The sequence below is a fragment of the Asticcacaulis sp. genome, from assembly GCF_051956075.1.
Lineage (GTDB): Bacteria > Pseudomonadota > Alphaproteobacteria > Caulobacterales > Caulobacteraceae > Asticcacaulis.
Window position 1 is genome coordinate 26,091 of sequence record NZ_JBQCGA010000026.1, and the last position, 18,540, is coordinate 44,630.

An 18,540-nucleotide genomic window follows, 5' to 3' on the forward strand; every position below is an offset into this window, starting at 1 on the left:
CCTACGCCGCTTGCGCCGCCGCCATGCCGGAGGCTCTGCGCGCCCCTTCGGCGAAGGTGACGATCTCGAAGCGCATATCGACGGCGCGTTTGACGAGGCGCTCTAAAACCAGTGGCGCGCACCCCCAGTCGGAAGGTTCTTCGCGCACGTCGTGGGTGTAAAGGACCAGCCAGGCCTTCGCCTTGTGCGCGCTGTCCATCCAGCCCTGCGCGGTCAGTTCGCCGCATTGGCCTTCGATGCCGACGGCGGGGGTCTGGTTCAGGTCGGTTCCGCTGACCACCATGCCGTGATGCAGGGCGCGCGCGGCGATGAAGCGCTCGCTGAGCAGCGCCTTGGCCTGCGGCGACACGTCGCCATAAGGATAGGCGAAGGTCAGGGCGTCGGGCAGGCCCAGCGCGTGGAAGGCGAGACGATTCTGCTCCAGCTCGGCTTCGATGTCGCCGCCAGCGCCCTTGCCGCAATCGAAATGGCTGTAGGTGTGGCAGGCAATTTCGTGGCCGCGTTCGGCCAGAGCTTGCACGACGCCGTCGCTGGCGAAGGTTCCCAGATGGCTGTCGGTGGCGTTCAGGCCCGATGAGATGAAATAGGTGCCGCGCGCGCCGTACTTTTCGAGAATGGCCGCGCCCTTGTCCGCCGCCGATTGCGGCGCGTCGTCGAAGCTGAAGGTGATCATTGGGCGGCGCAGGCCGTCCAGCGTTGCCGGGCGCGTATGGACGAGCCGCGCGAAACGGCGGCGCAACTTGCCATACAAGGAACGATCGGCGGCATAGGGCGTGTCCATCAGACGACCTCAGCGTAAAGCGCGGCGCGATAGAGCCGAAGGCTCAGGGCGCGCAGTTTCAACGGCGTGAGGCCGGACAGGGCCACGCTTTTCAGCATGGGACGCCACAGCCCGCGCAGGGGAATGCGCTGCAAGAGGCGGGCCGCCTTATAACTCGGATAGGCGCTGACCACGTCGCGATGGCGGGCGATGACGCGCGCGAAATTGTCGACCGACTGTTCATACTTGCGCGCGAGAGTCTCCGGACGGTCGAGGCCCATATGGCTGGCGGTGTTGTCGATGTGGCCGACACCGTACCGGGCGGCGACGCGCATCCCCCATTCGGTATCCTCCCAGCCCCAACCCGTGAAGGCGGGATCGAAGCCCTCGGCCTCGAACACGTCGCGGCGGATCAACAGGTTGGAGGTAAAGACGTGCTTTTCCGGCTGTTGGGCGCGCATCTCCGCATTCAGGCAATCGCTGTGGCCCGCCATCGCCCTGTGCAGAGCGAAAGCCGGTTCGTCCGGCGCCTGATGCAGGGAAAAACCACCGAATACGACTGGTGGCAGGGCGATGGTCTCGGTCAGCCAGCGGTCAAGGAAGTCGGCGCTGTCCGGCAGCATGTCGGCGTCGAGGAACAGGAAATAGTCGCCGCGCGCCGCGCTGGTCAGGCGGTTGCGACCGCGCGCGCGGCCTTCGTTCTGCGGCAGGGTGATCAGTTCGCCCGCTAGCGGACTGGCGGCCAGAAAATCCGCGACGGCCTCGGTAATATCCGGGCGTTCCGAACCATCGTCGAGCAGAATGATCTCGATCGCCTGCGGCTGGCGCGTATGCAGTCCGCGCAGCAGGTCGAGCGGGCTTTCCTTATAGAAAGGGATCAGCACCGACAGGCGCGGGGTCACGCTGGCGAAGGCGGCGTTTCGGAACGGGGAGGGCAGGCTCATGTCGTCGCCTTGAGGCTGAGTTTGGCGCGCAGCCGCGATAGGATGCGTAAAGCCGGTGCGCGTACGCCATTCAGGTTCAGCAGCCAGGCGAGGCCAGCATAGATCAGGGCGCCGGTGACGCTTTTCAGCATCAGTTCGGGCAGACCGCCCCAGCTTGGCAATATGACCAGAGCCGCCGCCATGACCGCTACGGCGACGACGATCTTGCTGAGTTCAAGGACGGGGATCGGCAGGCGCAAGGTCTTCAGACCCAGCAGCCATGAACTCGCCAGGCCAAGCGCAAAGGCGATCAGCGCCGCCAGCGCCGCGCCCGTCAATCCCATGCGCGGGATCAGCAGCACATTGAGCGCGATATTGCTGACCGAAGGAATGGCCATCGCCGCCACCAGCAGCTTCGTCTTGCGCGCCAGGGTGAAGGCTTGCAGGAAATAATAGGTGTTCAGCCCCGACAAAAGCGCGCCGAGCGTGATCAGCGGTGTAACGCTGAGCGCTTGCGTGCGCAGGGCCTCGCCGATCAAAAGGCTCCCCAAAGACGGCGTGACCATGATCAGACCGCCGACTGCCGGGAACAGGATGAAACACATGGTCACGATCTGGTGGCGGGCTGTGTCTTTCAGCGCTTTTTCGCCGCCATTCTCCAGAGCATGCACCATGGCGGGCGTTCCCGCGGCGCCGAACCATATGAACAGCACGTCGAGGATGCGCGATGCGACGCTATAACCCGCATGATAGGCGCCCGCCTCGGCTTCGTTGAGATAGTGCGCGATCAGGAAGCGGTCGACGGTGTAGAGGGCCAGGGTCAGGATCAGGCTGGCGGAGACGGGAAAGCCGTAATGCGCTATATGGCTGGCCTCGGCGCGGTCGAAACGGCCCCGCAGGGCGCGTCCCCAGTCCTCGCGCACGACGAACGGCATGACGACCAGCGCGATCAGGCCTGCGCCCAGCACGGGCGATCCGCCGCCGACGCCCAGATAGGCGCAAGCCACGCCGAAGCCGAAAGCGCCCGCCGTCTGCGCCATGTCGATCATGGCGGCGGCCCTGACGCGGCCTTCGGACTTGCGTTGCTCCTGCACGAGTTTAACCAGCGAGCGCGGCGCCACACAGGCCAGACCGATAGCGACGCCCGCCTTGAGCGCCTGACCTTCGGGCGTGTGTACGCGCCAGAGCAGCAGGCCGACGACGCACAGGGCGGCGAAGACGATGGCGACCATGATGAACAGGCGATAGAGTGTGCCGTACAGTACAGGCGCCTCGGCGTCGTCGCGCGCATGGGCCGGATAAAAGCGCGCCATGGCGGCTTCCAGCCAGGTGAAGCATGCCGTCTGCGCCAGGCTGGAGACGCCGAAGGTCAGGGCATATACGCCGTAAGCCTCCGGGCTAAGAATGCGCGTAAACACCATCAGCGTGGCGAAGCCGATCAGGCCTTGCAGAATATTGGCGGGCAGATAACCCCAGAGGCCGCGCGAGAACATGACTTAACGCACCGTCTTCACGTCGCCGAGCAGGCACGGAATGGTCATCAGCATGATGTAGAGATCGAGCCACAGCGAATGGCGCTCGATGTAGTCGATATCGAGCGCGATGCGGCGGCGCACGTCTTCGGCCGCGTGCATGGCGCCGCGCGACCCCTTGATCTGCGCCCAGCCGGTCATGCCGGGCTTCATGCGGTGGCGCCAGGCGTATTCGGCGACCAGACGCGCGCTTTCGTCCGGACCGGTCTTCATGCCGATGGCGTGCGGACGCGGCCCGACCAGCGACATTTCGCCCGCCAGCACGTTGAACAACTGCGGCAGTTCGTCGATCGAGGTCTTGCGGATGAAACGACCCAGGCGCGTGACGCGCGGATCGTCCTTCGTTACCTGCTGGGCGGCGGTGTGGTCGGTCATCTCCGCGCGCATCGAGCGGAACTTCCACACATAGATGGGTTCATTATTGAAGCCGTGGCGGCGCTGGCGGAAGAAGATCGGGCCGGGGCTGTCGAGCCGTATCAACAGCGCCACGACGAGCATTAGCGGCGCGAAGATCAGTAGGGCCAGCGCGCCGATCAGCACATCTTCGATGCGCTTGACCATTTCCTTGCGTTCGTCCGCGCCAATGCCGGAGACACGCGCCAGCGGCAGGTTGGACAGGCGCGACAGGGCGGCGCGACGTTCATCGTCGGTATCGACGTCCACCAGCAGCGACACCTGATTGGGCAGGCTGCGCAGCTTTTCGACAATGGTCTTGACGCGCGCCTTCGCCGAGGTGTCGATGGCGACGACGATCTGATCGACAAAGGGCGTAATCTTATGGCCGAGCAGGCTCTGCACATCGCCCAGCACGGGCACGCCGACCAGAGCGTCGGGATTGCGCGACAAACGGTCGTCGAACACGCCAAGAATATTGACGTCGCGCCGCTGCATCGCCGTCTCGATCAGTTTCTGCGCATGCCGGGTTGCCCCCACCACGACCACATTGGGGGTCAGTCGTCCCTGACGACGCCAGCGCCAGATCAGCAGCCACCACAGGCCATGCAGGGCGGCCAGCACGCTGGCGGCGTTCACGCCCCATTGCGTCAGCGTCTCAAAGACGTAGGGACGATCCGGCGACACGCCCGCAACCAGCAGGGCGAGCGCGAAGCCCGGCGCGATCACGAAGGCCAGTCTGGCGAGGTGGACCAGCAGGTTTTCGCGGCGCATAAAGCTGTAAAGATCAAATGCGCCGCTGCAAAACGGGATCAGCAGAGCCGGCGCCAGAAACGGTAAAATATCGCCCAAAGACGCCTGACGCCAGTCGGGTCGCAGAACGGGGACGAGGTTCAAAACGCCGGTCAGCAGCAGGGCGGCGAGATCAACGCCGCGAAAGATTCGAACGGACATGGCGCCGCTGCGGCGCAGGCGCGGCGAGATCAGCTTTTCCGGGCGAAACGGACCGCGACGATCGCTGGGATCGAGGTTGAGCGGCGGCGGGGCGCTGTCGGAGAGTTTAAAGGCGGCGTTCATGACCTGTCGCAAGGGCTTTTTGTCCTCGCCAAGACCTTATCCGACTTGGCTTAGGCTCAGGTTAACGCCACGGAATTTTTCAGAGAAAAGGTGGCGGAGACGATGGGATTCGAACCCATGATACCCTTTTAGGGGTATGCTCATTTAGCAAACGAGTGCCTTCAGCCTCTCGGCCACGTCTCCGTTGGAGGTTCAGTTAGCGTATTCGTTTTTAAAACGCAACGCGGTTTCAGAAAATGTTGCACAGATGAATGTGCGACGGCAAAACAGGCGGATGAACGTCTTGCGTAAAGCTTCTTTCCCGCCTGCAACTGCCGCGGATGCGCGCGTGCTTGTGCTGGGCAGTCTGCCGGGCGAGGCGTCACTGGCGCGCGGGCAGTATTACGCCCATCCGCAGAACCAGTTCTGGCGGCTGATGGAGGATGTTATCGGCGAACCTCTGGCGACGCTGGATTATGAAGCCCGCCTGACGCGCCTGAATGCGGCGGGCGTCGGGCTCTGGGATGTCGTGCGTTCGGCGACGCGCAAGGGCAGTCTCGATGCGGATATTCGCGATCATGAACCGAATGCGCTCAACAACCTGATCGAAAATCTGCCGAACCTATGCGTGGTCGCTTTTAATGGCGGCAAGGCGGCGCAGATCGGTCGCAGGCAGATCGGCGCGCCCGAAAACCTGTTTCTGATCGACCTGCCGTCGAGTAGTCCGGCGCGCACCCTGAGCTTTGAGCGCAAGCGAACCGAATGGCGCAGGCTGCGGATCTTCCTGCGTGATGATCATGCGGCGGATGCGGAGACGTTGCTGGATGTCTGGTTTGCGCCGGAGACGCAAGGCTACTGGTTCCATGCCACGCACGGTTTTGACGCCATGCTGGCAGAGCGCTTCGGACTGACCTTTGAACGGGCGCGGTCTGGGCGGCTTGAGGCGTGGCGGGAGACGCCGCGCAGTGCGCTGGCGCTGGTGATCGCGCTCGATCAGCTTCCGCGCAATCTGTTTCGCGACAGCGCACAGGCCTTCGCCACGGACGCTCAGGCGCGCGCCATCGCCGCTGAGGCTGTGGCGCGCGGCTTCGACGCTGGCCTGACACTGGCGGAGCGTAAATTTCTCTACATGCCCTTCATGCACAGCGAGAACCTTGCCGATCAGAATGAAGGGCTGCGCCTGTTCACGTTGCTAAGTGATCAGGACACGCTCGACTTCATGCGCCGCCACCGTGATCTGATCGCGCGTTTTGGGCGCTTCCCGCATCGCAACGCCGTCCTGGGGCGGCGCAGCACCCCGGAAGAACAGGCCGCTTTGGCCGAAGGACAGCGTTTCTGAGCGCCGTCATAAGCTTGCCGCGATTGGCTGCGCATGACATAAGCGGGCGGTTGGGCTTAGGATGGAGTCATGCGCATTTTACCGAATACGGCCTTGCTGATTGCTTTCGCCGCCTTGCCTATGGCCGCGCAGGCCACGGTCACGCCGCAGGCCCAGCCGGACTCAAAACCCGCCATCCTGCTGCCGGATGGAAGCACAAAGACGACTCAATACGATCCGACGCAGGGATTCCCCAATCGCAACGGCGATCTGTCGGGCATGCTGATTGTTATCCCCGCCAAGGAGATGGCCGCCTTCACCGACAAGAGCGACGATCGCCAGCTTGACCGCGTCAGCCGCGCCGAGGCGGGCGCAAATCTCGCGATCAAACTGGTCTTCACCGGCGTCAAGCCTGATCCGAACGGCGTCGCCAACCTGACCTATGACCTCAAGGTGACGGGACCGGACGGCAAGCTTTACGCCAAGAGCGATTATCATAATCTGGTGGCGATTATCGGTCAGGTCGGACCGGAACAGGCCGTCTATGACAACCGCGCCCAGGTCATTCAGCTCCAGTTCGATCCGGGCGACGCGCCAGGCGTTTATAAGATCGACGCCGTTCTGCATGATCGGATTGCGAAAATTGATCTGCCGATGACGACGAGCGTGGAACTGCTGCCCAAAGGCTATGTCGCTCCGGTCCCGGCGCCGTCGCCGTCGTCGACGGACACAACGCTGCCGCCTGCCAATGCGGCGCAGGCCGCTTCATCCGCCGAAGCCGCCGCGCCGCCTGCTGCGACGAAGCACCACCATAGACGCAAGAAGCGCAAGCACTGAAGGCTTACCCGATGGCCGAAAATCCCATCCTGATGATCATACCGGCCCGTCCCAAGGATTTGGGCGGTTTCGAAGTGCGGCGGGTATTGCCGTTTGCAAAGCATCGCATGGTCGGGCCGTGGATTTTCTTCGACCATATGGGGCCAGCGGAATTCGCGCCGGGGCCGGGCGTCAATGTGCGCCCGCATCCGCATATCAATCTGGCCACCGTCACCTACCTGTTCGAGGGCCAGATCCAGCACAAGGATTCGCTGGGCAGCGACTGCGCGATTGAACCGGGCGACATCAATCTGATGGTCGCCGGGCGCGGCATCGTCCATTCGGAGCGTGAAACTGTGGCAAGGCAGGCGATGTCCCGCCATCTGGATGGCTTGCAACTCTGGCTGGCCCTGCCCGAAGCCGATGAGGAGATGGCGGCGGAGTTTCATCATTATGCGGCGGCGGATATTCCGCAGGTGGAGCATGAGGGCGCAGTGCTGCGCGTCATGATGGGAACGGCTTACGGCGCGATTTCGCCGGTCAAGACCTTTGCCGAAACGCTCTATGTCGAAGGACGCATGACTGCAGGCGCGCATGTCGCGGCGCCGGAAGCCGCCGAGCGCGGCGTCTATGTCTGTTCCGGCGCGCTGGAGATCGCCGGGCAGCGCGTGGAAGCCTATCAGATGGCGGTATTGAACCCCGGCGCCGTCGAACTGACGGCCCTGCAGGACACGCATTTTGTCGTTATCGGTGGCGAGCATCTGACCGAACGCCATATCTACTGGAATTTCGTTTCGTCGCGTCCTGAACGCATTGAGCAGGCCAAGGCTGACTGGAAGGCCGGGCGCTTCGACACGGTGCCGGGCGACGACCGCGAATTCATCCCTCTGCCAGAGTAGAACTCATGTCTGAAGACAAGACCATCGCCGCGCATGTGACGGAAACCGCGCAGTCGCTTTACGCCGTGGCGATCGACACGAACGGATACGGTCTTGTGGCCGACGAACCGTTGGATTTCGGCGGTGGCGGACTGGGGCCTGCGCCCTATGATTTGCTGCTCTCCGCCTTGGGCGCCTGCACAGTGATGACGGTGCGCTGGTATGCGCAGAAGCAGGGCTGGCCGCTGGTGAATGTCAAGGTTGATCTCACCCACCATAAGGAGGGCAGGGCGGACGTCTTCACCAAGACGGTCCATCTGCACGGCGACGACCTCAGCGCCGAGCAACGCGCGACCCTGATTTCGGTCGCCGAGAAATGCCCGGTGCATCGCACCCTGACCTCGACCGAGACGCGGATCACGACAAGCGGGGACTGAGCAGGGATAACGACACATTACGGTTCGGTAATGTTACCATCGCCACCTTTACAGATGTAACAATCTGCGCTTCGTTACCCGCTTCGATTTTCAAGCTGAGTGGGCCGTTTCATGAAAAAGCAGATCTTAATTTGCGCCAGCCTTATGGCGCTGGGCGTCGCCATGATGAGCGTCGGCGCGCAGGCGCAGGATGCTGGCGTGCAGGATCAGGCGCCGCAGCCGGTCTGGGCGCCGCCGACGCCGCCGATCGGCGATCCGCAGAACATTCCTTACGCCGCCGGGACGATCAAGGTGGCCGTGGACGCCACCGATCTCGATCACCGCATTTTCAAAATCCACGAAACCGTGCCGGTCAATAAGGCAGGGGATTTCGTGATGATGGTTCCGAAATGGCTGCCGGGCCACCACTCGCCGGGTTCGGACCTGACCAAGATTGCGGGCGTGATCTTCAAGGTAGATGGCAAGGTGATTCCGTGGACGCGCGACGTCGTCGATGTCTATGCCTTCCATATCAATCTGCCGGAAGGGACGAAGGAGGTCACTGTCGATTTCGACTATCTGGTCGCGACGACGAGCCGCGTCGGCGCCTTCCGCATGACGCCGGACATGCTGAACCTGCAATGGACCTTCGCCTCCATGTATCCGGCAGGCTATTATGTCAGCCAGATTCCGGTGCAGGCGTCGGTGACCTATCCGGCGGGCTGGCAGGCCGGTACGGCGCTTGAGGTCGAGTCGTCGTCTGGCGATACCGTGACCTACAAGACGACGCCGTACGACGTGCTGATCGACTCGCCCATCTATGCGGGCCGTTATTTCAAGCGCGTCGATCTCGATCCGAACGGCCCGGCGCCCGTGCATATGGACATTGTCGCCGACAAGCCGGAACAACTGGCCATCACCGACGACGAGCTGGCCATCCACCGCAATCTGATTCAGCAGGCTTACAAGCTGTACGGCGCGCATCATTACGATCACTACGATTTCCTTGTGTCGGCTTCGGATAATCTGGCCAGCAACGGGCTTGAGCATCACCGTTCGTCCGAGGACGGCGTCGATCCGAAATATTTCACCGACTGGAAGACCAAGTGGCTGGGCCGCGACCTCTTCTCTCACGAATACACCCACTCCTGGAACGGCAAGTTCCGCCGTCCGTGGGATCTGTGGACGCCGAACTACCAGGTTCCGATGCGCGACTCGCTGATGTGGGTCTATGAGGGCCAGACCCAGTACTGGGGCATCATGCTGGCGGCGCGGTCGGGCCTCTACTCCAAGGATCAGGCGCTGCAAATCCTGGCCAGCACGGCGGCGGCTTACGACAATCTGCCGGGCCGCGAATGGCGTCCGTTGCAGGACACCACCAACGATCCGATCATCGCTCAGCGTTCGCCGCAAGGCTGGCGTTCGTACCAACGCTCGGAGGACTATTATAACGAAGGCCTGCTGATCTGGCTCGACGCCGACACCCTGATCCGCGAGAAGACCAATGGCAAGAAGTCGCTGGATGATTTCGCCAAGGCGTTTTTCGGCATCGACAACGGCGCCTGGGGTGAGGTCACCTATAATTTCAACGACGTCGTCAACACGCTCAACAGCGTCTATCCGTATGACTGGGCCAGCTTCCTGCGCACGCGGCTCGACCGCACTGGCGAGGGCAAGCCCCTGGGCGCGCCGCTCGATGGTCTTGCGCGTGGCGGCTACAAGCTGGCCTATGTCGAGACGCCTACTGACTTCATCAAGCTGATCGAGACGGCGCGCAAGATGACCACCTTCACCTATTCGCTGGGCATTTCCGTCGCTAACAGCGACGGAACGATCAGCGACGTGCTGTGGGGCAGCCCGGCCTTCAACGCCGGTCTGGCGCCGGGCGCGACTCTGGTTGCGGTCAATGGCAAGGCTTACGATCCCGACGGGCTCAAGGCGGCGATTACGGCGGCCAAGACCTCGAAAGACCCGATCAGCCTGCTGGTCAAGGTCGGCGATGATTATAAGACGATCAGCCTCGATTACCATGACGGCCTGCGCTACCCGGTGTTGCAAGCGATCGACGGCGCGCCGAAACTGCTCGATAACATTCTGGCGGCGAAGAAATAGGCAAGGCGGCGGTTCTGAGGAGCCGCCGTTTTTCATTTTACAAATACGCCAAACTGCGCTTCAAAGTTATAAAGTATCATTTGAAAGGGTCTAAGATGTACCGTTTGCGCACTCTTGCAGGTGTGAGCCTCGGCGTTCTGATGATGGCGGGCGTCGCCGTCGCTCAGGACGCGCCCAAATGGGCGCCCATGCCGGCGCCGATCCCCGCCGCGCAGAACATTCCGTATAACGGGACGATCCAGCTCAGCGTCGATCTGACCGACACCGTGCATCGTCTGGTCAAGGTGCATGAGGTGATTCCGGCTAAGCCTGGGCCGCTGACCCTGCTGGTCCCGAAATGGCTGCCGGGCGATCACGAGCCGGACGGCGAAGTCTCCAAGATGGCGGGCTTTACCTTCAGCGCCGGCGGCAAGCCGCTCAACTGGACGCGCGATGTGGTCGAGGTTAACGCCTTCCACGTCGATGTGCCTGAAGGCGCGAATTCGGTGACGGTCGAATTTCAGTATCTGGCGCCGGTCGATGACGGCATAGGCCGCATCGTCATGACGCCGGACATGGCCAATCTGCAGTGGGATTTCGCTTCGATCTATCCGGCCGGCTATTATGTCAGCCGGATTCCCGTACAGGCGACTTTGACCTTGCCTGAGGGCTGGCAGCAGGGTTCGGGTCTGGATGTCGAGACGACGAACGGCGATGCGATCACTTTCAAGACTGTGTCCTACGAGACACTGATCGATTCACCGGTCTTTGCCGGCAAATATTTCAAGCGGATCGACCTCGATCCGGGCGCGGCGACGCCCGTGCATATGGACATTGTCGCCGACAAGCCGTCGTCGCTTGACGTTTCGGACAAGGAACTGCAAATCCATCGCAATCTGGTGCAGCAGGCCTATAAGCTTTACGGCGCGCACCATTATGACCATTACGACTTCCTGGTCGCGGCGTCCGATAAACTGGGCGGCATCGGGCTGGAACACCACAGGTCATCGGAAAACAGCGTCGATCCCGACTATTTCACCGACTGGGACAAGTCCTTCTATGGCCGCGACCTGTTCGCGCACGAATACACGCACTCCTGGAACGGCAAGTATCGCCGCCCGTGGGATTTGTGGACGCCAGACTATCAGGCGCCGATGCGCGACTCGCTGCTGTGGGTCTATGAGGGCCAGACCGAATACTGGGGCAATGTGCTGGCGGCGCGTTCGGGTCTTTACGATCGCGACCAGTATCTTGGCCATATCGCCATGATCGCGGCCTATTACGACAATCTGGCGGCGCGTCAGTGGCGCGACCTTCAGGACACAACCAATGATCCGATCATCGCCGAGCGCGCGGCGCAAAGCTGGCCGAACTGGCAGGCCAGCGAGGAATATTACGACGAGGGCCTGCTGATCTGGCTCGACGCCGATACGCTGATCCGCGAAAAGACCGGCGGCAAGAAGTCGCTCGACGATTTCGCCAAGGCGTTTTTCGGCGTCAACAACGGCGCCTGGGACACGCTGACCTACAATTTCGACGATGTGGTCGCCGCGCTCAACAAGGTCTATCCTTATGATTGGGCGAGTTTCCTCAACGACCGTCTGCATGACCACGGCAAGGCCCCGCCGTTCGACGGCCTGACCCGCGCGGGCTACAAGCTGGTCTATACCGATACGCCGACCAGCTATTTCAAGGCGCGCGAAACCTATCACAAGATGACCGATTTCAATTACAGTCTCGGCTTCTCGGTCAGCAAGACAGGCGCGATCATCAATGTATTATGGGACAGCCCTGCCTTTAAGGCGGGACTCACCAAGGGCATGAAGCTGATCGCGGTCAACGGTCTGGAGTTCGACGCCGACAATCTCAAGGACGTGGTCAAGGCCGACGCCAAGACCAGCGACAAGATCGACCTGCTGATCAAGGCGGATGACCGCTACAAGACCGTCAGCATCGATTATCATGGCGGTCTGCGTTACCCGTCTCTGGTCCGCATCGACGGAACCAAGGATATGTTAGGCGACATCATTGCGGCGAAGAAATAGGCCGTAACGGCTTGTAACCCCTTAGGCCGCAAACGCCGCAATTTGGCCGTCCGCAGGGTCGTATTCTGCGGACGGCTTTGTTGTCTTTGGGAGATGTCCATGAAAATCACAGCCGGTTCTTTCCGCATAATAAGCCTGATCAGCCTCGCCATCCTGTGCGCAAGTCTCAGCGCGCCCGCAGATGCGCAAACCCTGCGCGACCGTTTTATCGACCGCATGAAGGCAAAGTCCGTCCAGCCCGAAACCGATCCGGCGACGATCCTTCCCGGCGCGCGGCGCCTGACCCTGAGCTATGGCGCGGATGCGGCGCAGGCGCTGGACGTCTTCATGCCGCCGCATGCTCAGGGAGCGCCGATCCTCGTCATGGTGCATGGCGGCGGCTGGCGGCTCGGCGACAAGACCAGCCCTGGCGTGATCGACAACAAGCTGAAATTCTGGTTGCCCAAGGGCTATATCCTGGTCAGCGTCAATTATCGCCTGCTGCCCACGCCGGTCAGCGAGCAGGCGAAGGACGTCGCCGCCGCTGTCGCCTATGTCGAAAACCATGCGGCGGCATGGGGCGGAAACGGTGACAAATTGATCCTGATGGGCCATTCTGCGGGCGCACATCTGGCGGCGCTTTTGTCCGCCGATCCGTCGCGCGTGACGGCGTCGGGCGGTCATGCCTGGCGGGGCACGGTGGTGCTGGACAGCGCCGCGCTTGATGTCGCCAGCGTAATGAACAAGCGGCATGCCAAACTCTATGACGATGCGTTTGGCAAGGATCCCGCCTATTGGGCCAGCGTCTCGCCAGCGGCGCAACTCAAGCCCGACGCCGTTCCGATGCAACTTGTCTGCTCACTGAAGCGACCGGACGATTCCTGCGGGCAGTCAAATGCCTTCGCCGCTAAACTTCAGGCGATAGGTCAGGATGCGCCTGTGGTCCCGCAAGAGCTGACGCACATGCAGATCAACCACGATCTGGGCCTGCCTGGCGCCTATACGGACGCTGTGGACGCCTTTATCGCTGCACATTTGCGATAAGGGTGACGATCTGAGCCGTTATGGCGTCGGCGCCCAGCGTTATCCAGGCGCAGTAAAGAGCGTATGTGGCAAGCCCGATCAGCGCGAAGACGCGGCCCAGAGGCTTACCGCGCAACACGAGCGCGACGACGACCAGCGACGCTCCTGCCAGCAAGGGCAGGTCGAGGCGCAGAAAATGCGGCGCCACGGTCATCGGGCGCACCCAGGCGGCGATGCCCAATATGCCGAGGATATTGAAAATGTTAGAGCCGATGACATTGCCGAGCGCCACCTCATTTTGACGGCGCAAAGCGCTGATCACCGAAACCGTCAGTTCCGGCAGCGAAGTGCCCAGCGCGACGACGGTCAAGCCGATCACGGCCTCTGAGACGCCGAGATGGCGCGCCAGACTGGTAGCGCCGATCACAAGCTGATCGGCGCCAAGGATCAGCCCCGCCATGCCCGCCAGCAGATAGAGCAGGGCGCGCGGGATCGGCAGGGACGCGATCGGGGCGGCTTCGACGATTTTCGACCTTGAGGCCCCGATCAGCACGATCAGCAAATAGAGGATCAGCGCGCCGGTCAGGACTTCGCCATCCAGCCGCGTGACCTGGCCGCGCCAGGCGCACCAGATCAGGCCGCCGGTCGCCAGCAGCATGACCAGCGCGTCGCGACGCAGATTGCGCGCCGTACTGGCCACCGGAAGAATCAGCGCGCCCATGGTCAGGATCAGCAGCAGATTGGCGATGTTGGAGCCGATAATATTCCCGAGCGCTATGTCGGGCGCGCCCTGGCTCCCGGCCTGCAGGGCGACGAGCAGTTCCGGCAGTGAGGTGCCGAAGCCGATGATGGTGACGCCGATGACCAGTTTGGGCACACCCAGCTTATCGGCCAGCGCCGTCGCGCCACGTATCAGGGCTTCGCCGCCGAGGAATAGCGCCAGCAGGCCGCCAATGAGGCGGATCAGGTCGATATGGCTTGTGACGATTTGCGGCATGACATTCCCCTCAGCGTCCTTACCACATTCCGATGACGGAACTCAGCAAAACCGGCTTGAGCGTATGCTGGCATAGGCCTAAACCTTGACCATGGTCCGACTGTATATTGCTGAAACCACGCCTGTCTTTGCGCCCGGTCTAAAGCTGGCGCTTCATCCTGATCAGGGTCGCTATCTGGTGAGCGTCATGCGCCGCGCCGTCGGCGACGAGCTGTGCGTCTTCAATGGTCGCGACGGCGAATGGCGCGCGCGGATCTCCGACGCTGGCAAGAAGGCTGTAACGCTGGAACTGGTTGAGCGTACGCGCGAACAAACGGCGCCTGGCGACCTGGCCCTGGCTGTGGCGCTGATCAAACGTGCGGCGCTGGAATACATCATCGAAAAGGCGACTGAGTTGGGCGTGGCGCGGATTCAACTGTTGATTACCCGTCGCAGCAATGCCGATCACACCCGCGTCGAGCGCCTGACCGCCATAGCGCGCGAGGCCGCCGAGCAGACCGAACGGCTCGACGTTCCGGACATCCTGCCGCCGCTGAAGCTGGACGCCTGGCTGGCGCAGCCGGGGGCGGGAACGCTCATTTTTGGCGACGAAGATTCGACGCATGAAGGTCATGCGCGCGCCACGCCGCCTCTGTTGCAGGCCCTGGCGGATTCGACCGCGCCGATAACCGTCCTGATCGGGCCGGAAGGCGGCTTTGACGAAACGGAGCGCGCTACCTTGCGAAGCTTGCCAAACGTGCGCGCCGTCAATCTGGGGCCGCGCATCCTGCGCGCCGATACGGCGGCGATCGCGGCCCTGACCTTGTGTCAGGCGGCGGTTGGCGACTGGCGTTAATGTAACCGACGATGATATAAATTGCGCCCCGGCTTGCCAGAGCGCCAGGCGCCGCCCATATAGGCGACGCATCGACGGGTTGAGCAGGAAAGAGCAGGGGCGTATGGCGGTCGTAACTGAGGCGAAGCCGGTCCGCACAATGGACGATCTCGTCAGCTATTTCGCCAGCGGGGAAAAGCCGCGCGAAGACTGGCGCATCGGCGCCGAGCATGAAAAATTCGCCTTCCGTCTCAGCGATCTGCGCCGACCGGAATATGCCGGTCCCGATGGCATCGAAGCCATGCTCAAGGGGCTGATGCGTTTTGGCTGGCAGGGCTATTACGAGCAGGACAAGCTGATCGCCCTGACGCGCAATGGGGCCTCGGTGACATTGGAGCCGGGCGGCCAGTTCGAATTGTCCGGCGCGCCGCTGGCGACGATTCACGACATCTGTTCAGAAACCGGCCAGCATCTCGAAGAGGTCAAGGCCGTCGCGTCGGAACTGGGGCTGGGCTTTATCGGTCTGGGCTTTTCGCCTCTGTGGTCGCGCGAAGAAACGCCCATCATGCCCAAGGGGCGCTACAATATCATGCGCGCCTATATGCCGAAAAAGGGCGAGCTGGGCCTCGACATGATGCTGCGCACCTGCACGGTGCAGGCCAATCTCGATTACGCCTCCGAAGCCGATATGGTGAAGAAATTCCGCGTCTCGCTGGCCCTGCAACCGTTGGTCACGGCGCTGTTCGCCAATTCGCCGTTCACCGAAGGCCGACCGAACGGATTCTTGTCGGCGCGCGCCAATGTCTGGACCGACACCGACCCGGACCGCACCGGCATGCTGGGTTTTGTGTTTGACGAAGGCTTCGGATACGAGGCCTATGCGCGTTACGCGCTGAACGTCCCCATGTATTTCGTCAAGCGCGATGTGCCGGAAAATGCCGGTTATATTGATGCTTCCGGTCAGGACTTCAAAGCGTTTCTCAAAGGCGAGCTGCCCGCCCTGCCGGGTGAATTGCCGACCATGGACGACTGGGCCGATCATCTCACGACCCTGTTTCCAGAGGTGCGGCTGAAGAAATACCTCGAAATGCGCGGCGCCGACGGCGGCCCCTGGAGCCGTCTGTGCGCCTTGCCCGCGCTGTGGGGCGGCCTGCTGTACGACACTGTGGCGCTTGATCAGGCGTGGGAACTGGTCAAAGGCTGGTCGAAAGCCGATCATGACACCCTGCGCGGCATGGCGGCGAAGACCGGGCTCAAGGGCGAGATCGCCGGGCGTCCGGTGCGCGACTGGACGCTCGACATGCTCGACATCGCCAAGCTGGGCCTGAGGAACCGCAACCGCCTGTCCGGCGGCATGGTCGATGAAACCGGTTATCTGTCGGAACTGTTCGAGATCGCCGACAGCGGCGTGACGCCCGCCGAGCGCCTGCTGGCGCTCTATCACGGGCGCTGGCAGGGCGATCTGCGCCATCTCTACGCCGAGGAAGCCTACTAGGCCGCAGGCTTGTCAAACCGGGAAAGACCTGCCACACCAAGGCATGTCGTTAAAAGCGCAACCATCGTTCCGTAACGATGGCTGACGCCATGTCCTGAGGCCGTATGCTCAATCTCGTCTTTATCGCCGGTATTCTCATCACGGTCTGCACGGCCATTCCGGTCTTCCTGCAGATGCGCCATCACCCCAAGGGATTGATCGCCTGCTTCTTTATCGAGATGTGGGAGCGCTTTTCGTTTTACGGCATGCGCGGGCTGCTGATCTATTACCTGACCAAGCATTTCCTGTTCAGCGACAGCCACGCCAGCGCGCAATACGCCTCCTACATGACGCTGATCTATCTGATCCCGCTCGTCGGCGGGCTAGTGGCCGACCGGTGGCTGGGCACACGCCGCGCCGCGATTTTCGGCGCCGTCCTGCTGGTGCTGGGCCATTTCGGCATGGCGTTCGAGGGCAAACCCGCGCAACAGACCCTGATCTATCACGGTCAGACCTATGAGTTCGTGCGTCAGGGCATGGATGCGCCCAAGCTCAAGGTCGGCGATCACCTTTACGCCTACAGCGCCGACGCGCAGGAGAATTTGGCCATTACCGGCCTGCCGGACGGGGCGGCCCTGCCGCAGGTTCTGCCCGCCGGAAACTATAAGCTGGAACGCCATGTCGTGACGCCTTGGGCCGAGGACGCCTTCTTCCTGTCGGTGGCCCTAATCATTCTCGGCGTCGGCTATCTCAAACCGAACGTCTCCACCATTGTCGGCCAGCTCTATCCCGACCGCGATCCACGCCGCGATTCCGGCTTCCAGCTCTATTATTTCGGCATCAATCTCGGCTCGTTCTGGGCGGCGATCATCTGCGGCTATCTGGGCGAGACGGTCGGCTGGTGGGCCGGGTTCGGCGCCGCGGGCGTCGGCATGGCTCTGGGCCTCGTCGGCTTTCTGCTCGGCAAGTCGTGGCTGATGGGCAAGGGCGAGGCGCCCGATCCGGACGCCCTGTCGGCGCGCGTCGGCGGCGTGGTGCGCAAGGACTGGCTGATCTATCTCGTCAGCCTGATCGGCGTTGGGGTCATCTATGTCCTGGTGCAGAAGAACACGATCGTGTTTTACGCCCTGTTGCTGATGTCCATCGCCATGCTCGGCTACATCGTCTGGCACATGATGACGAAGTTCACGCGCGCCGAGAGTTTTCGCACGGGGCTGGCGCTGATCTTGAGCTTCGCGTCGATCGTCTTTTTCACGCTGGAGGAACTGGCGGGCTCGGCTCTGGCCCTGTTCGCAGATCGCAATGTCGATCTGAACCTTCTCAAGGCGCCGGTGATCTGGCATGTCTTCGGTCGCGAGATCGTCTTCGCGTCGCAGGATCAGCTCACGACGCTCGGCGCCTTGCCTGCGGGCCATGTCTGGATCGACATGACCTATACGGCGGCGCAGACCCAGACCATCAATACCGGCTGGATTCTGATCCTGGCGCCGATCTTCGCCGCGCTGTTCGCCTTCCTCGGCAAGCGCGGCAAAGATCCCGACCCGGTCAAGAAGTTCGCCTTCGGCATTGTCAGCACCGGTCTCGGCTTCCTCGTTCTGGTCTGGGCCGGACCGATGGCCAACGCCGCCTTCCAGTTGCCGCTGATCTTCCTGGTGCTCAACTATCTGATGACGACCATCGGCGAAATGACCGTGTCGCCGGTCGGCCTGTCGCAGCAGACCAAGCTGTCGCCCGCCATGACCGTCTCGACCATGATGGCGCTGTGGTTCGTCGGCACGGCCTGGGCGCAGTATTTCGGCGGTCTGATCACCAAAAGCATGAGCGCCCTGACCATCGGCGGCCACGTCGTCGATCCGGCGGAGAGTCTGCGCGCCTCTTTGTCGGTGTTCAACATGATCGGCGTCGCAGTGATCGTCTTCGGCATTGCCCTGTTCGCCCTTAGCTTCTTTATCAAGGGCTGGTCGTTCGGCGCCAATGACTCGGCGCCTGAAGCGGCGGGCAGCGGCCAGAATGTGTGAGACGAAG

Annotated in this window: 15 protein-coding genes and 1 tRNA gene; 10 read left to right on the top strand and 6 right to left on the bottom strand. The window is 62.3% G+C overall.

What is annotated here, in order from left to right; translation table 11 throughout:
• Position 1: 1 nt before the first annotated feature.
• The 5 genes from ACTHLA_RS06550 to ACTHLA_RS06570 form a co-directional block, all read right to left on the bottom strand.
• A complete protein-coding gene (locus ACTHLA_RS06550; RefSeq protein ID WP_440186425.1) occupies positions 2–781 on the bottom strand; it encodes a polysaccharide deacetylase family protein in 780 nt (259 codons plus the stop codon).
• On the bottom strand, positions 781–1,704 hold the full coding sequence (locus ACTHLA_RS06555; protein ID WP_440186427.1) for a glycosyltransferase family 2 protein: 924 nt from the start codon (positions 1,702–1,704) through the stop codon (positions 781–783). Before ACTHLA_RS06555 ends, ACTHLA_RS06550 begins: the two co-directional genes overlap by 1 nt.
• A complete protein-coding gene (locus ACTHLA_RS06560; protein ID WP_440186429.1) occupies positions 1,701–3,176 on the bottom strand; it encodes a lipopolysaccharide biosynthesis protein in 1,476 nt (491 codons plus the stop codon). The genes ACTHLA_RS06555 and ACTHLA_RS06560 overlap by 4 nt, the downstream gene beginning before the upstream one ends.
• Before the next feature lie 3 nt (positions 3,177–3,179).
• Positions 3,180–4,685, bottom strand: a complete 1,506-nt coding sequence (locus ACTHLA_RS06565) for an exopolysaccharide biosynthesis polyprenyl glycosylphosphotransferase (protein ID WP_440186431.1) — start codon at positions 4,683–4,685, stop codon at positions 3,180–3,182.
• Positions 4,686–4,776: 91 nt separating this feature from the next.
• A tRNA-Ser gene (locus tag ACTHLA_RS06570) sits at positions 4,777–4,868 on the bottom strand.
• A 100-nt stretch (positions 4,869–4,968) separates the two neighbouring features.
• Here ACTHLA_RS06570 and ACTHLA_RS06575 point away from each other — a divergent pair.
• The 7 genes from ACTHLA_RS06575 to ACTHLA_RS06605 all read left to right on the top strand — a co-directional run bounded on the left by ACTHLA_RS06575 (position 4,969) and on the right by ACTHLA_RS06605 (position 13,251).
• Positions 4,969–6,003: a DNA-deoxyinosine glycosylase gene (locus tag ACTHLA_RS06575; RefSeq protein ID WP_440186433.1), complete on the top strand. Its 1,035-nt coding sequence runs from the start codon at positions 4,969–4,971 to the stop codon at positions 6,001–6,003.
• A 69-nt stretch (positions 6,004–6,072) separates the two neighbouring features.
• Positions 6,073–6,819 carry a hypothetical protein gene (locus tag ACTHLA_RS06580; RefSeq protein WP_440186435.1) on the top strand — a complete coding sequence of 249 codons (747 nt, stop codon included), beginning with the start codon at positions 6,073–6,075 and terminating at the stop codon, positions 6,817–6,819.
• Between the two features lie 11 nt (positions 6,820–6,830).
• On the top strand, positions 6,831–7,697 hold the full coding sequence (locus tag ACTHLA_RS06585) for a pirin family protein (protein WP_440186437.1): 867 nt from the start codon (positions 6,831–6,833) through the stop codon (positions 7,695–7,697).
• A gap of 5 nt (positions 7,698–7,702) precedes the next feature.
• Entirely contained in the window at positions 7,703–8,113 is a 411-nt protein-coding gene (locus ACTHLA_RS06590) for an OsmC family protein (RefSeq protein WP_440186439.1), read from the top strand.
• Between the two features lie 111 nt (positions 8,114–8,224).
• Positions 8,225–10,204: a M61 family metallopeptidase gene (locus ACTHLA_RS06595; RefSeq protein WP_440186441.1), complete on the top strand. Its 1,980-nt coding sequence runs from the start codon at positions 8,225–8,227 to the stop codon at positions 10,202–10,204.
• 95 nt (positions 10,205–10,299) lie between these two features.
• Positions 10,300–12,228, top strand: coding sequence for a M61 family metallopeptidase (locus ACTHLA_RS06600; protein ID WP_440186443.1), 1,929 nt, complete (start codon positions 10,300–10,302; stop codon positions 12,226–12,228).
• Between the two features lie 99 nt (positions 12,229–12,327).
• Positions 12,328–13,251: an alpha/beta hydrolase fold domain-containing protein gene (locus ACTHLA_RS06605; protein ID WP_440186445.1), complete on the top strand. Its 924-nt coding sequence runs from the start codon at positions 12,328–12,330 to the stop codon at positions 13,249–13,251.
• Here ACTHLA_RS06605 and ACTHLA_RS06610 read toward each other — a convergent pair.
• Positions 13,229–14,227 (bottom strand): calcium/sodium antiporter, encoded by a 999-nt coding sequence (locus ACTHLA_RS06610; protein WP_440186447.1) that lies wholly within the window; start codon positions 14,225–14,227, stop codon positions 13,229–13,231. The two genes, ACTHLA_RS06605 and ACTHLA_RS06610, sit on opposite strands and share 23 nt — an antisense overlap.
• A gap of 91 nt (positions 14,228–14,318) precedes the next feature.
• Here ACTHLA_RS06610 and ACTHLA_RS06615 point away from each other — a divergent pair, with 91 nt between their 5' ends.
• The 3 genes from ACTHLA_RS06615 to ACTHLA_RS06625 all read left to right on the top strand — a co-directional run bounded on the left by ACTHLA_RS06615 (position 14,319) and on the right by ACTHLA_RS06625 (position 18,533).
• A complete protein-coding gene (locus tag ACTHLA_RS06615) occupies positions 14,319–15,062 on the top strand; it encodes a 16S rRNA (uracil(1498)-N(3))-methyltransferase (RefSeq protein ID WP_440186449.1) in 744 nt (247 codons plus the stop codon).
• A 103-nt stretch (positions 15,063–15,165) separates the two neighbouring features.
• Complete coding sequence (locus ACTHLA_RS06620) at positions 15,166–16,536, top strand: glutamate--cysteine ligase (protein WP_440186451.1); 1,371 nt, start codon at positions 15,166–15,168, stop codon at positions 16,534–16,536.
• A 104-nt stretch (positions 16,537–16,640) separates the two neighbouring features.
• Positions 16,641–18,533: a peptide MFS transporter gene (locus tag ACTHLA_RS06625; RefSeq protein WP_440186453.1), complete on the top strand. Its 1,893-nt coding sequence runs from the start codon at positions 16,641–16,643 to the stop codon at positions 18,531–18,533.
• Positions 18,534–18,540 lie beyond the last annotated feature (7 nt).